Source organism: Streptomyces sp. NPDC088350 (assembly GCF_044753545.1).
GTDB lineage: Bacteria > Actinomycetota > Actinomycetes > Streptomycetales > Streptomycetaceae > Streptomyces.
Genome location: NZ_JBIVNL010000008.1, coordinates 19396 through 32760 on the forward strand (window position 1 = coordinate 19396; position 13365 = coordinate 32760).

Consider the following 13365-nt stretch of genomic DNA (forward strand, 5'->3'; position numbering starts at 1 on the left):
ATCCCCGGGCACGACCGGCGGCGCGCGTCACACGTTCTGCAGATACGCCAGCACGGCCAGCACCCGGCGGTGCCCGCTGTCGCTCGGCGGCAGGCTCAGCTTCAGGAACACGTTGCCGATGTGCTTGCTGACCGCGCGTTCCGTGACGACCAGGGTCTTCGCGATCGTCGTGTTGTCGTGGCCCTCCGCCATCAGCTTCAGCACCTCGCGCTCCCGAGGGGTCAGCGAGTCCAGCGGTGAGTTGCGGCGCCGGGTGAGCAGCTCGGTCACCACCTCGGGGTCGAGCGCCGTACCGCCGGCCGCCACCCGGTCCAGCGCGTCCAGGAACTCGTCGACGCGGCCGATCCGGTCCTTGAGGAGATAGCCGACCCCGCTCGCCCCGACCCCCAACAGCTCGGCGGCGTACGACTCCTCGACGTACTGGGAGAGCACAAGGACCGGCAGCCCCGGGATCCGCTCCCGCGCCTCCAACGCGGCCCGCAGCCCCTCGTCGCGGAAACCGGGTGGCATCCGCACGTCGAGCACGGCCACGTCCGGCCGGTGTTCGAGCAGCGCGGGCAGCACCTCGGGCCCGCTGCCCGCGACGGCCACCACCTCGTGACCTGCCGATGTCAGCAACAGGACCAGGCCCTCCCTGAGCAGGGCGTTGTCCTCGGCGATCACCACTCTCACGACAGCTCCGCCCCAACTACGCTCACCAGACGCACGGCAGCTCCACTTCGATCACGGTAGGTCCCCCCACGGGGCTGGTCACGGTCACACTGCCGTCGAGCGCGGCGACCCGGCGCTGCATACCCAGCAGCCCCGACCCCCCGGCCTCGTCGGCTCCGCCCCGGCCCTCGTCGCGCACCTGGACGCGCAGTCCGGTGCGGGCGCGGGCGAGACGGACGTCGGCGCGCTCGGCGCCGCTGTACTTTGCCGCGTTGGTCAGCGACTCCGCGATCACGAAGTACGCCGCCGCCTCCACCGCCGCCGGGGCGCGCGGCCCGTCGTGCCCGTCGGTCAGCCCGTCCACGGTCACGGTGACGGCGAGCGCGCTGCTGGCGGCCAGCGCCCGCACCGCGCCGACCAGGCCGCGGTCGGTGAGGATCGGCGGATGGATGGCCCGTACGACGTGCCGGAGATCCGTCAGCGCCTCCTCGGCCAGCGTCTGCGCGTCGTCGAGCATCCTGCGCGCAGCCTCCGGGTCCCGGTCGTAGGCCCGCTTGGCGAGCCCGATGCGCATCGACAGCGACACCAGCCGGGCCTGCGTGCCGTCGTGCAGATCCCGCTCGATCCGACGCAGTTCGGCGCCGTGCGCGGCGATCGCGCCCGCCCGGGTCTGCACCAACTCCTCGACGCGTACGGCCAGTTGGGCCTTCGGCGAGGGCTTCAGCAGGACGGTGGACCAGTGGGCGTCGAGATCCGCGAGCCGGCTGATCAGCGGCAGGACGACGGCCCGGCGGCGCAGCAGCCCGCACCACACCCCGTCGACGACCAGACCCAGCGGCCACAGCGGCAGCATCAGCACGGGCAGCGTGCCGTAGGCGTAGTAGGCGACCATCCAGCGGAAGTCGGTGAGCGTGCTCGGGTCGAGGACCGCCGTGCGCACCCGTTCCCGCACCGTGCCGGTGAGCGGCTGGTACGCCTCGGGGATCTTCCGGCCCGTCCACGCGCCCGCCTGCTGCCGCTTCGCCCCGGCGATCCGCCGTATCAGCAGCACCGTCTCGGGCAGCATGAACGCGCCGACCACCGCGGCCGTGGCGATCGCGGTGATCAGGAGCACGGTGATGAAGATGTACGACCCGAAGGCCATCGCGGCGGAGATGACGAGCTGGACCGTCGCCCGGGCCGCCTGCCGCAGGGTGTGGCGCATGGAGATCAGGTTATGCGCGTGGGCCCGCCGGCGGGGGAGCGGACCGCCCGGCACGGGTGCAGCCCGCTCCACCACGGGTTCGGGAGAGCGCTCCCTCGTGTCCTCGGGCGGACGACGGAATCGTTGAAGCAACACGTCAACCAAGATCCAAGTCTTCTCGATCCGGAGGAAACCACCCATGAAGCCGCTGCTCGCGTCGAGACCGGTGCTGTGGTTCCTGTTCCTGTTCAATCTGGTCGTCGCCGCAGCCGCGCCCTTCGTCGCCGACGGGGCACAGGCCGTGCTGACCGCCGTGGGCATGGGTGTCGTCTCGATGGGGGCGGGCGTCAGCCTGTTCCGGACCCGCCGGAAGCCGGCCCGACGGACACGGGCCGCCGTGCGGCGAACGTGACCAAGACCTTCGCCGTCGCCCCGGGCGACGTCGACCCGAGCGGGGGCTGAGCCCCGTGGCGCCCGTCATACGGCGCACCAGCCGTTGTCGACGGGCAGGACGACGCCGTTGATGTTCCGGGCGGCGTCGGAGGCCAGGAAGACGAGCGCCGCCGCCTGTTCCTCGGGGAAGGCGATCCGGTCGGAGAGTCCGAGGCCGGGGCCGATCACCCCGGGGCCGTGGGCCCGCGCGTCGACGTCGTAGGTGATGCCGGTCGCGGTGGCCCCGGGGGCGATGGCGTTGGCGCGGATGCCCTGGCCGCGGTACATCACGGTGAGGGACCTCACCAGGCCCACGATGCCGTGCTTGGCGGCGGTGCAGGCGGCGCCCGCCGCGCTGCCGCGCAGACCGGCCTCGGCGGCGGTGAAGACGATCGCGCCGCGCCCGGCGGCGAGCATGTGCGGCAGCGCGGCCCGGGTGAGCAGGAAGGGCGCCGTCAGATTGACCCGGAGGACCCGCTCCCACTCGGCGTCGTCGGTGTCCGCGAGGGCCGACATACGGTCCATGACCCCGGCGTTGTTGACCAGCACGTCCAGCCCGCCGAACGCGTCGACAGCGGTGGCGACGACCTCGTCCACCACCGCCTGTTCGCTCAGGTCGCCGATGACGCGCACGGCGGAGCCGCCGTCGTTCTCGATCTCCTTGACGGTCCCCTCCGCCCTCGCCCGGTCGAGGTCCGCCACCACGACCTCGGCACCCGCGAGGGCGAACTGCAGTGCGGCGGCCCGCCCGATCCCGGACCCCGCCCCGGTGACGACGACACTGCGCCCCGCAAGGCCGGTGTTGCGCATGGCGTACTCCTTTCGTCGCGTGTCCGCGGGTGTCATCCCGAGGCACGCAGGGAGGTCAGGACGGCGTCGGCCATGCCGCGCTCGCCGCGCGCGTTGGGGTGCACGGGCGCCGCGGGGGCGTCGGGGAACAGGGGTTCGATCCAGCGCGTGCCGGAGGCCGCACAGGCGTCGTGGCCCACGGAGGGCCGGTACGTGTCCACGTACCGCGCCCCGGCGGCCTCGGCGCGCTGCCGCAGCACGGCGTTGAGCTGCCGTGCCTTGTCGTGCAGATACGTGATGTCGCCCGGCGCCATCGCCATCTCGCCGCCGCAGCCCTTGCCGTCGGCCGGCAGGATCGCCGGGTAGCCGACCACGTACACCCGGGCCTCGGGTGCCCGGCGCTCCACCTCGGCCAGGGCGCGGGCGAGCTTCCCGCCCGCGTCCCGGATCCGCTGCCGTACGGCGTCGGTGTCGCCGGAGACGTACCGGTCCCGGCAGGGCGCGTCCTCCTTGAGGTACTTGCCGGTGGCGAAGTAGAACGCGCCCGCCGTCACGCACCGCTTCACCAGTGAGCTGAAGCCGATGTCGTTGCCGCCCATGCCGACGGTGACGAGCCGGGTCCGGGCGGACAGCGCCGAGAACTGGGCCGGGTTGGTCCCGTCGTCGGTGGACTGCGCGGCGGAGAGGTCGTCGAGGGTCGCCCCGCTGCAACTGACATCGCGGAAGTCGGCCCCGGCGAGGCCGAGTTCGGCCGCCACCAGCGCCGGGTAGTCGTGGTCGGACCGGTCGCACCCGGCGGGCGTCCCGTGTCGCGCGGGGATCTTCGGGCCGGCGGTGTAGGAGTCGCCCAGGGCGACGTACGGACCCCTGGGCGGCGCGGGGTCCCCGCCCCGGTGGATCGTGATCGCGGCGCCGAGCACACCGCAGGCGAGGACTCCGGCCAGCCCTGCTCGTACGGAGGTCTTCATCGAGGGTCCTGTCGTTCGCTTCGTACCGGTGCTCGGTACGAAGGGCGCGGGGAGAGGGGTGTGTCCACGGACCCGGTGCCGATCTGGGGGAGTGGCCGGCGACCGGGTCCGGGACAGCGCCGACCCCGTCCCCACGGGTTCGGCGCGGGGGCCGCCTTCCGCTCAAGGCGGCCCCGGCTCTGGTGAGTGAGGGCTCAGTTGTGTTCCTGCTTTCCGCCGGGCCGCGCTTCCGACGGGCTTGCTTGAGTTAGGCAACCATATGGACTTACTTGAGTCAAGCAATCGAATGTATATTGCTTGAGTCAGGCAAGCAGGACGGTAGGGTGATGCGCATGTCCACGTACGGCAGCATCAGTGAGACACGATCACTCGCCCGCGGCGGCGGGCAGCATCTGCTCGTCGCCGTGGGTGAGCCGGACAACGCCGAACTCCTTTCCGTGACACTGGAGTTGGCGGGCTATCAGATCAGGACGGCCGGCAGCGGCACCGAGGTGGTGGCCCGGCTCGCGGAGCGGCGGTTCGAACTGGTCGTCATCGACGCCGAGTTGCCCCGGATGGACGCCCTCGCCCGCGGGGCCCGACTCGTCACGCACCGCCCGCCCGTCCTCCTGCTCACCGCGTGGGACGCCCTCGACAGGCTGCTGCCCGAACTGGGCGCGGGGGAGCGGGACTACGTCACCAAGCCCTTCCGGATCGCCGAAGTGCTGGCCCGCATCCAGGTGTTACTGCGCGGCAGGGACGGCGCGCTGCACTACGCCGACCTGGTCCTCGACGACACCACCTGCCAGGCGCGGCGCGGCCGGCGCACCCTCGACCTCACGCCCGCGGAGTACCGGCTGCTGCGCCATCTCCTCGTCAACGCGCACAAGGTGCTGTCCAAGGAGCAGATCAGCCGCTACGTCTGGGACGACTTCCGCGGCGACAACGCGATGGAGCAGCTCGTCTCCCGACTCCGGCGCAAGGTGGACCAGGAGGGCGCGGCGCTCATTCATACGCGCCGGGGCTTCGGCTACTGGCTCGGGCGGGCCGCCGGTGAGGGGTGAGCGCTCCGCCGGGGGAGTTGAAGGGATGCGCGGAGCACAGCTGTTTGCGTGTGCCCACAGAGGCCTTGTTCCCAGCACCCCGGCGCCGGGCCCGACAAGGGGGCGTTCCGACCCTCCGACCGGCAGCGTGGCCTGCTTGCCCGTCGCCCGGCGATCACCCGCTCATGACCGAACAGCGAACGAACAGAGAGCGAAGGACACAGCCATGAAGGTCGAACTCGACGAACCGAAACGCGTCGCCTCCGGGCAGTGCGTGGTCGCCGCCCCCGACGTCTTCGACCAGCGGGACGACGACGGCGTGGCGGTCCTCCTGGAGGAGCACCCCGGCGCCCAACTCGTCGACGGCGTACGGGAAGTCGTGGCGGTCTGCCCGGCCGCGGCCGTCCGACTGGTGGAGCGGTGACCCGGATCGTCGTCGTCGGAGCCTCGGCCGCCGGACTCGCGGCGGCCGAGACACTCCGCCGCGAGGCCTACACCGGCACCCTCACCCTCGTGGGCGAAGAACCCCATCTGCCCTACGACCGGCCGCCGTTGTCCAAACAGGTCCTCGCCGCCGAGTGGGAACCGGACCGGATCGCCCTGCGTACCCCGGCCGACCTGAACGGGCTCGGTCTCGACCTGCGCCTCGGGGTCGCCGCGACCGCGCTCGACCTCGCCGCGCAGGAGGTGTGGCTGTCGGACGGCGCGCAGGTGTCGTACGACGGGCTGATCATCGCCACCGGGGTGCGCCCACGGCGGCTGCCGGGCGAGGGCGCGCATGTGCTGCGCACGCTCGACGACGCCCTCATGCTGCGTGAACGGCTCGGCCCCGGGCGGCGGTTGGTCGTGGTGGGCGCCGGGTTCCTCGGCGCGGAGGCCACCGCGGTGGCCCGGCGCCTGGGCGCTCAAGTGACCTTGCTGGAACCGGCCTCGGTGCCCCTGGCACACGCGGTGGGTGTGGAGGTCGGGCAGGTGCTGGCGCGGGCGCACGGGGAGCACGGCGTGAACCTGCGCACCGGTGTCTCCGGCACCGAGGTGACCGACGAGGGCGTACGGCTCGCGGACGGCGAGGAGATCGAGGCCGACGAGGTGCTCGTCGCGATCGGCTCGCTGCCCAACACCGAGTGGCTCGCCGACAGCGGACTGCCGGTGGGCGACGGCGTGGTGTGCGACGCGTACTGCGAGGCCGCCCGCAACGTCTACGCGGCCGGTGACGTCGCCCGCTGGCACAACCCGCTGTTCGGCACCTCGATGCGGATCGAGCACCGCACGAACGCCGCCGAACAGGGCATGGCCGCCGCCCGCAACCTCCTCAACCCCGGGGCACGCAAGGCGTTCGCACCCGTGCCGTACTTCTGGTCCGACCAGTACGACATGAAGATCCAGGCCTACGGCCATCTGCGCGGCCACGACGAACTCGCCGTGGTGGAGGGGGACTTGGGCGAGCGGCGGTTCGTGGCCGCCTACCGGACCGGCGACCGGCTCACCGGCGCCCTCGCGATCGGCATGCCACCCAAGGCGATCCGTGGGTGGCGGCGGGCCATCGCGGCCGGATCGACCTGGCAGGAGGCCGTCCACGGCGCGACGACCGTGTGAGGAACCCCGAGACGTTGTCGTGGTCACCGGCGCGGGCGGCACGGGGACGGTGATCGCGCGCCGTTGTTTCTCGCCGAGGCCTCGCGCGGTCAACTCGACTGTGCCGTCTCGGCGTTGCGCGCCGAAGGCCACGCGGCGCACGGCGTCTCCACCGACGTCGCCGGCGACAAGCCCGCCCGGACGGCGGCCGACGAGGGCTGGATCGTCGCCGGGGCGCACACGGCCGGTGTCTCCGCCTCGATCGTGTCGGCGCGGACGATCCTGGAGGTCGACCTGCTCGGCACGGTCCGTGTGATCGACGCCTTCGAGCCGGTGGCGGGGTGGGGCGCCCCCCGACGCCGGCGTCGGGCGCTCTCGTAGCGCCTCGCGTCCATCGACAACCGCAGCACCGGGTCGACCGCTTCAGGGCCCGGTACGTCGTCCAGTAGGCCGAAGCTGCCCGGTACTCCGGGAACGGAGATCTTCCGAGGGCGCACCCCTCGTCCCGGCCGTTCAGTCCCGTGACGTGAGGATGCTCAGCGCGTTCGCGGTCACGATGGCTCCGATGGCCGCCCACTCCGCCCAGCCCAGCCGCTGACCCAGGCCGATCCACCCGACGGCGGCGGCGAGTACGGGGTTGACGCTCATGAACAGTCCGAAGGCCGGGGCGGGCACCCGGCGCAGGGTGAACAGGTCGGCCAGATACGGCACCGCCGAGGAGAGCACCCCGGCCGCCACGGCGCACGCCGCCGCCGTGAGGGTCGGCGGGTGCCGGACGGCGACGGCGATCCCGACCGGCAGGAACACCAGCGCGGACACCCCGGCCGCGGCTGCGGCACCCTGCGCCCCGGGGGTGCGGCGGCCGACGGTCCGGTTCAGCAGGATGTACGACGCCCAGCACGCGGCGGCGAGCAGTCCGAGGCCCATGCCCAGGTAGTCGGCCGAAGGGCGCGGTCGCATGAGCGTCACCACGCCCGCCGCCGCGATGAGCGCGCAGCAGACGTCCACGCGCCGCCGGGTCGCGGCCAGCGCTATGGAGAGCGGGCCCAGGAACTCCAGCGTCACCGCCAGACCGAGGCCGATGCGGTCGATGGCGGTGTACAGGGACAGGTTCATCGTCCCGAACACGACGGCCAGCAGCAGCACCGGCCACCACTGCCGCCAGGTGAACTCCCGCAGCCGGGGCCTGCCCACGGCGAACAGCACGGCAGCGGCGACGTACTGGCGCACCGCGACGACGCCCACGGGCCCGATGACGGGGAACGCGAGGGAGCCGATCGCGGCACCCGTCTGGTTGGACAGACCGCTGCCGGCCATGGTGGCCACGCCGGCGAGGCCCACCCGGGACGGCTGCGGGGTGCCGTGTGACGTGGTGGGCAGGGGAGTCGTCGCTGCGGAGGTTCCAGGCATGCTCCGATCGTGCGCCCCGCCCGTACATGCGCAAAATGCAACAGCCGGACGATCTATACGCTGGAGTCATGGATATGGAGCTGAGGCAGTTGCGCTGCCTCGTCGCGATCGTCGACGAGGGCACCTTCACGGACGCCGCCCTCGCGCTCGGCGTCTCCCAGGCGGCCGTCTCCCGCACCCTCGCCTCACTCGAACAGGCCCTGGGCGTAAGGCTGTTGAGACGCACCTCCCGATCGGTGACCCCGACGAGCACCGGGCTGCGGGTGGTCGCGCACGCCCGGCGGGTGCTCGCCGAGGTCGACGAGCTGGTCCGGGACGCCACCTCGGGCCACGCCCATCTGCGGATCGGCTACGCCTGGTCGGCGCTCGGCCGGCACACGCTGCCCTTCCAGCGCCGCTGGAGCCGGGCCCACCCGGAGACCGACCTGCACCTGGTCCGCGTCAACTCGGCCACCGCCGGGCTCGCCGAAGGCGCCTGCGACCTGGCCGTGGTCCGCAGAGCGCTCGACGACCGGCGGTTCGAGTCGGCCATCGTCGGGCTGGAGCGACGGCTGTGCGCGATGGCCTCCGACGACCCCCTGGCCCGCCGCCGCTCGGTCCGGCTGGCCGACCTCGCCGGGCGCACCCTCCTCGTCGACCGCCGTACCGGCACCACGACCGCCGACCTGTGGCCGCCCGACTCCCGCCCGGCCACCGAGGACACCCACGACGTGGACGACTGGCTCACTGTGATCGCCACCGGCCGCAGCGTCGGTATGACCGCGGAATCGACCGCCAACCAGTACCCGCGGCCCGGAGTCGTCTACCGACCGGTGCGCGACGGCGAACCGATCGCCGTACGGCTCGCCTGGTGGAAGGACGACCCGCACCCCGCCACCCAGGCCGTACTGGAACTGCTCACCGCGCTCTACCGCGAGGCCTGAGGGCGGCACGCGGCGCAATACGGCGGACAAAATTGTTGACAATCTTGTTTGGCTAGATTTAGGTTCGACAGGCACTCACCCAGGGAGGGCAACGATGCCGAAAGAAGCCCGTCCGAGCACCGGGGAGCAGGCCAAGCAGCATGCGCTCACGCAACTGCGGCAGGCGATCCTGCACGGCGACATGGCACCGGCACAGCGGTTGGTGGAGAACGAGCTCGCCGAGCAACTCGATGTGACGCGGGCCAGCATCCGCGCGGCACTGATCGATCTGGCGGCCGAAGGACTGGTCGAGCGGATCCGCAACCGGGGCTCGCGGGTGCGGGTGGTGACCGTGGAGGAAGCGGTCGCCATCACGGAGTGCCGCATGGTCCTGGAGGGACTGTGCGCGGCGAAGGCGGCCGTCGCGGCCAGTGACGACCAGCTGACCGAACTGGCGGACCTGGGCCGGGCCATGACCAAGGCCGTGGCCGACGGCGAGCCGGTGACGTACTCCGAGCTGAACCACGAACTGCACGACAAGGTACGGGAGTTCTCCGGCCAGCAGACGGCCCTCGCCCTGCTGGAGCGGCTCAACGCCCAACTGGTGCGTCACCGCTTCCAGTTGGCGCTGCGCCCGGGGCGTCCACAGCAGTCCCTGAGTGAGCATCTGGCGATGATCGAGGCGATCACGGCCAGGGACCCGCAGGCGGCCGAGGCGGCCGTCCGCGCCCATCTCACCAGTGTGATCGAGGCGTTGCGCGACTGAGGCGCGGCGGATCGGCACGCCTGGGGCGGGCGCACACCTGTCCATCAAGGAGATTGACGCAATGACGCACGGCAACGCGCCCGCCTCCCCCACGCTCGAAGACGCTCGCGCGGGGGGACCCCCATCACGATCGACGCTCGTCGTCACGGCGCACGCCGGGGACTTCGTCTGGCGGGCGGGCGGAGCCATCGCCCTGGCCGCCGCCCGCGGCGAGAAGGTCACCATCGCCTGTCTGACCTTCGGCGAGCGCGGCGAGTCCGCCAAAGCCTGGCGCGAGGGCAAGAAGCTGGACGAGATCAAGGCGATACGCCGGGACGAGGCCGAGCGTGCCGCGGCCGCCCTCGGCGCCGAGGTCCGTTTCTTCGACGCCGGAGACTATCCCCTGGTCGCCACCGCCGAGTTGACCGACAAGCTCGTCGAGGTCTACCGCGCCACGCAGCCGGACGCCGTGCTCACCCACCCCACCGAGGACCCGTACAACGGCGACCACCCGGCCGCCAACCGCATGGCGCTGGAGGCCCGTGTCCTGGCGCAGGCCATCGGTTACCCCGGCGAGGGCGAGATCATCGGCGCTCCGCCGGTCTTCTACTTCGAGCCGCACCAGCCCGAGATGAGCGGCTTCAAGCCCGAGGTCCTCCTCGACATCACCGCTGTGTGGGACACCAAGCGCAGGGCGATGGAATGCCTCGGCGCCCAGCGGCACCTGTGGGACTACTACACCGACCTGGCCGTCCGCCGGGGCGTCCAGCTCAAGCGGAACGCCGGGCCGAACCTGGGACTGGCCCACAAGACGATGGCCGAGGCGTACATGCGCCCGTACCCGCAGATCGCGAAGGAGCTGGCGTAACCATGGGCGGCGTGATCGTCACCAACCCTCCGAAGGCCGACGCCGAGGACGTCGAGGCGCTGGCCGGCTTCGGGGTGGCCACCGTCAGCGAGGCGATGGGCCGCACCGGTCTGCTCGGGCCGTCGATCCGCCCTGTCCAGCAGGGAGTTCGGGTCGCGGGCACCGCGGTCACCGTGCTGAGCTGGCCCGGCGACAACCTCATGATCCACGCGGCCGTCGAGCAGTGCGGCGAGGGCGACATCCTGGTCGTCACCACCACCTCCCCGTGCACGGACGGCCTGTTCGGCGAACTGTTCGCCACCGCACTCCAGAAGCGCGGGGTACGCGGAGTCGTCCTCAACACCGGCATCCGCGACACCCAGGAACTGCGCGACATGGGCTTCGCCGCCTGGTCCCGCGCCGTCTCCTCCCAGGGCACCGTCAAGGCCACCGGCGGCTCGGTCAACGTGCCCGTCGCCATCGACGGCCAGGTCGTCCGCCCGGGTGACGTGATCGTCGCCGACGACGACGGCGTGGTCGTCGTACCGCGCGAGAAGGCCCGCGAGACCGCCGAGAGGTCCGAGGCCCGCGAGGCCATGGAGGCGGCCACCCGTGCCGCCTTCCTGGAGGGGCAACTCGGCCTGGACCGCTACGGGTTGCGCGACACCCTCACGCAACTCGGCGTCGAGTACCGGACGTACGAGGAGTACACCGGAGCCGGGTCGTGACCGGGCCCGCGGAGGTGCGCTGCATGCTGATGCGCGGCGGCACCTCCAAGGGCGCCTACTTCCTGGCAGAGGACCTCCCCGCCGACACGGCCGAGCGCGACGACCTGTTGCTGCGCGTCATGGGCAGCCCCGACCCGCGCCAGATCGACGGCCTGGGCGGCGCCCATCCACTCACCAGCAAGGTCGCCGTCGTCTCCGCCTCGGCCGACCCCGAGGCCGACGTCGACTATCTGTTCCTGCAAGTCGCCGTCGACCGACCCGAGGTGACGGATCGTCAGAACTGCGGCAACATCCTCGCCGGAATAGGCCCGTTCGCCGTGGAGCGGGGGCTCGTGGCTCCCGCCGACGGTGAGACGTCCGTCCGCATCCGCATGCTCAATACCGGGGAACTCGCGATCGCGCGCTTCCCCACCCCGGGCGGACGTGTCGACTACACAGGCTTCGCGGAGATCTCCGGCGTGCCCGGCACGGCGGCACCGGTGGTGATCGAATTCCCGCAGGGCAGCAGCCCGTTGCTGCCGACGGGCCGTATCCGGGACGTCATCGCCGGCACCGAGGTGACGTGCGTCGACAACGGCATGCCGGTCGTCCTGATCCCGGCCGCCGCACTCGACGTCACCGGCTACGAGAACCCCAAGGACCTGGAAGAGAACCTCGCTCTCGCCGACCGCCTCCGGGAGATCCGCCTGGAGGCCGGCAAGCTGATGGGCCTCGGTGACGTCGACGGCGCCACCGTGCCCAAGCTCACCCTGCTGGCACCGCCCAGAAACGGCGGAGCAGTCATGACCCGCACCTTCATCCCCGTGCGCTGCCACACCTCGATCGGTGTCCTCGGTGCCGCGAGCGTGGCGGCGGGGCTGCTCCTGCCCGGCGGGGTGGGGGAGGAGAGCGCGAACACAGCCGTGCGGAGTGACCGCATACGCGTCGAGCATCCCAGCGGATTCCTGGACATCGAAACCACCGTGAGCGCCGGAACCGAAGGATCGGCTCCCGTGGTCCGCACAACCGCGGTCGTACGCACCGCCCGCAAGATCTTCGACGGCACGGTCTTCCCCCGACCGGCCGTCTCAACTCCCGCACCCGCACGCCCTCTTGGAGGCAACGATGGCTCCGCCGCTCGGTGACATCGCCCATATCGGCCACGCCCAGCTCTTTACCCCGGACCTGGACGCCAGTGTGGCCTTCTTCACCGACTATCTAGGGCTGACCGTCAACGGGCAGGACGGCGACACCGTCCACCTGCGGACCTACGACGACTACGAGCACCACAGCCTGGTCCTCACCGCCCGCGAACAACCCGGCCTCGGCCGGCTCGCCCTGCGCACCTCCAGCGAGGAGGCCCTCCACCGCCGTATCAAAGCGATCGAGGACGCGGGTGGCACCGGCAAGTGGGTCGAGGACGAACCCGGTCTCGGCAAGCTCTACGTCACCACCGACCCGGACGGCCACGAGCACGCCCTGTACTGGGAGAGCGAACACTACGTTGCCCCCGACGAGTTGAGGCCGGCGCTCAAGAACCAGCCGCAGGCCAAACCCAACCGGGGCGTCGGCGTCCGCCGCCTCGACCACATCAACTTCCTCGCGGCCGACGTGCTCGCCGGCGCCGAGTTCCAGCAACACGTGCTGGGCGCGCGGCCGACGGAGCAGATCCAGCTCAACAGCGGCCGGATCGCGGCGCGTTGGCTGACGTACACGAACAAGTCGTACGACGTCGTCTACACCGAGGACTGGACCGGTTCGACCGGCCGGCTGCACCACATCGCGTTCGCGACCGACACCCGCGAGGACATCCTGCGCGCGGCCGATCTCGCCATCGACACCGGTGTGTTCATCGAGACGGGCCCGCACAAGCACGCCATCCAGCAGACGTTCTTCCTGTACGTCTACGAGCCCGGCGGCAACCGTATCGAGTTGTGCAACCCGCTCACCCGCCTCGTCCTGGCGCCCGACTGGCCGCTGATCACCTGGACCGAGGAGGAGCGGAAGAAGGGGCAGGCCTGGGGGCTGAAGACCATCGAGTCCTTCCACACCCACGGGACACCGCCGGTCGGCTGAGCGGTGCGCGGGAGCCGCCGGAGTCACCCTCACGCGATTGTCGATGAGATTGTTGACA

General features: G+C 71.7%; 16 protein-coding genes. 11 read left to right on the forward strand and 5 right to left on the reverse strand.

Annotated elements, in window-relative coordinates; genetic code table 11:
• Positions 1 to 27: 27 nt before the first annotated feature.
• Complete coding sequence (locus tag ACIQBL_RS27665) at positions 28 to 672, reverse strand: response regulator transcription factor (protein ID WP_329556767.1); 645 nt, start codon at positions 670 to 672, stop codon at positions 28 to 30.
• 22 nt (positions 673 to 694) lie between these two features.
• Entirely contained in the window at positions 695 to 1855 is a 1161-nt protein-coding gene (locus ACIQBL_RS27670) for a histidine kinase (RefSeq protein WP_401945836.1), read from the reverse strand.
• Positions 1856 to 2033: 178 nt separating this feature from the next.
• Here ACIQBL_RS27670 and ACIQBL_RS27675 point away from each other — a divergent pair, with 178 nt between their 5' ends.
• Complete coding sequence (locus ACIQBL_RS27675; RefSeq protein WP_401945837.1) at positions 2034 to 2246, forward strand: hypothetical protein; 213 nt, start codon at positions 2034 to 2036, stop codon at positions 2244 to 2246.
• 65 nt (positions 2247 to 2311) lie between these two features.
• Here the strand turns inward: ACIQBL_RS27675 and ACIQBL_RS27680 are convergent, their stop codons facing one another.
• Complete coding sequence (locus ACIQBL_RS27680; protein ID WP_401945838.1) at positions 2312 to 3076, reverse strand: SDR family NAD(P)-dependent oxidoreductase; 765 nt, start codon at positions 3074 to 3076, stop codon at positions 2312 to 2314.
• 32 nt (positions 3077 to 3108) lie between these two features.
• Complete coding sequence (locus tag ACIQBL_RS27685; RefSeq protein ID WP_401945839.1) at positions 3109 to 4023, reverse strand: SGNH/GDSL hydrolase family protein; 915 nt, start codon at positions 4021 to 4023, stop codon at positions 3109 to 3111.
• Positions 4024 to 4355: 332 nt separating this feature from the next.
• On the opposite strand from ACIQBL_RS27685, the gene ACIQBL_RS27690 reads away from it, so the two are divergent.
• From ACIQBL_RS27690 to ACIQBL_RS27705, 4 genes are all read left to right on the forward strand, one after another.
• Entirely contained in the window at positions 4356 to 5066 is a 711-nt protein-coding gene (locus ACIQBL_RS27690; RefSeq protein ID WP_401945840.1) for a response regulator transcription factor, read from the forward strand.
• 205 nt (positions 5067 to 5271) lie between these two features.
• On the forward strand, positions 5272 to 5469 hold the full coding sequence (locus ACIQBL_RS27695) for a ferredoxin (RefSeq protein ID WP_401945842.1): 198 nt from the start codon (positions 5272 to 5274) through the stop codon (positions 5467 to 5469).
• Complete coding sequence (locus tag ACIQBL_RS27700; protein WP_401945844.1) at positions 5466 to 6641, forward strand: NAD(P)/FAD-dependent oxidoreductase; 1176 nt, start codon at positions 5466 to 5468, stop codon at positions 6639 to 6641. The genes ACIQBL_RS27695 and ACIQBL_RS27700 overlap by 4 nt, the downstream gene beginning before the upstream one ends.
• Positions 6642 to 6704: 63 nt before the next feature.
• The gene (locus tag ACIQBL_RS27705; RefSeq protein WP_401945846.1) at positions 6705 to 7001 is read left to right on the forward strand and encodes a hypothetical protein; all 297 of its coding nucleotides are present in this window, start codon (positions 6705 to 6707) and stop codon (positions 6999 to 7001) included.
• Between the two features lie 132 nt (positions 7002 to 7133).
• Here the strand turns inward: ACIQBL_RS27705 and ACIQBL_RS27710 are convergent, their stop codons facing one another.
• Positions 7134 to 8030 (reverse strand): EamA family transporter, encoded by an 897-nt coding sequence (locus ACIQBL_RS27710; RefSeq protein WP_401945848.1) that lies wholly within the window; start codon positions 8028 to 8030, stop codon positions 7134 to 7136.
• Positions 8031 to 8098: 68 nt separating this feature from the next.
• Here ACIQBL_RS27710 and ACIQBL_RS27715 point away from each other — a divergent pair, with 68 nt between their 5' ends.
• From ACIQBL_RS27715 to ACIQBL_RS27740, 6 genes are all read left to right on the forward strand, one after another.
• Positions 8099 to 8953, forward strand: coding sequence for a LysR family transcriptional regulator (locus ACIQBL_RS27715; protein WP_401945850.1), 855 nt, complete (start codon positions 8099 to 8101; stop codon positions 8951 to 8953).
• A gap of 94 nt (positions 8954 to 9047) precedes the next feature.
• Positions 9048 to 9698: a GntR family transcriptional regulator gene (locus tag ACIQBL_RS27720; RefSeq protein ID WP_043663832.1), complete on the forward strand. Its 651-nt coding sequence runs from the start codon at positions 9048 to 9050 to the stop codon at positions 9696 to 9698.
• 61 nt (positions 9699 to 9759) lie between these two features.
• The gene (locus ACIQBL_RS27725; RefSeq protein WP_401945852.1) at positions 9760 to 10545 is read left to right on the forward strand and encodes a PIG-L deacetylase family protein; all 786 of its coding nucleotides are present in this window, start codon (positions 9760 to 9762) and stop codon (positions 10543 to 10545) included.
• A gap of 2 nt (positions 10546 to 10547) precedes the next feature.
• Positions 10548 to 11252: a 4-carboxy-4-hydroxy-2-oxoadipate aldolase/oxaloacetate decarboxylase gene (locus tag ACIQBL_RS27730; RefSeq protein WP_401945854.1), complete on the forward strand. Its 705-nt coding sequence runs from the start codon at positions 10548 to 10550 to the stop codon at positions 11250 to 11252.
• Positions 11249 to 12376 (forward strand): 4-oxalomesaconate tautomerase, encoded by a 1128-nt coding sequence (locus ACIQBL_RS27735; RefSeq protein WP_401945856.1) that lies wholly within the window; start codon positions 11249 to 11251, stop codon positions 12374 to 12376. Before ACIQBL_RS27730 ends, ACIQBL_RS27735 begins: the two co-directional genes overlap by 4 nt.
• Positions 12357 to 13307: a VOC family protein gene (locus ACIQBL_RS27740; protein ID WP_401945858.1), complete on the forward strand. Its 951-nt coding sequence runs from the start codon at positions 12357 to 12359 to the stop codon at positions 13305 to 13307. The genes ACIQBL_RS27735 and ACIQBL_RS27740 overlap by 20 nt, the downstream gene beginning before the upstream one ends.
• The last annotated feature ends 58 nt before the right edge of the window (positions 13308 to 13365 follow it).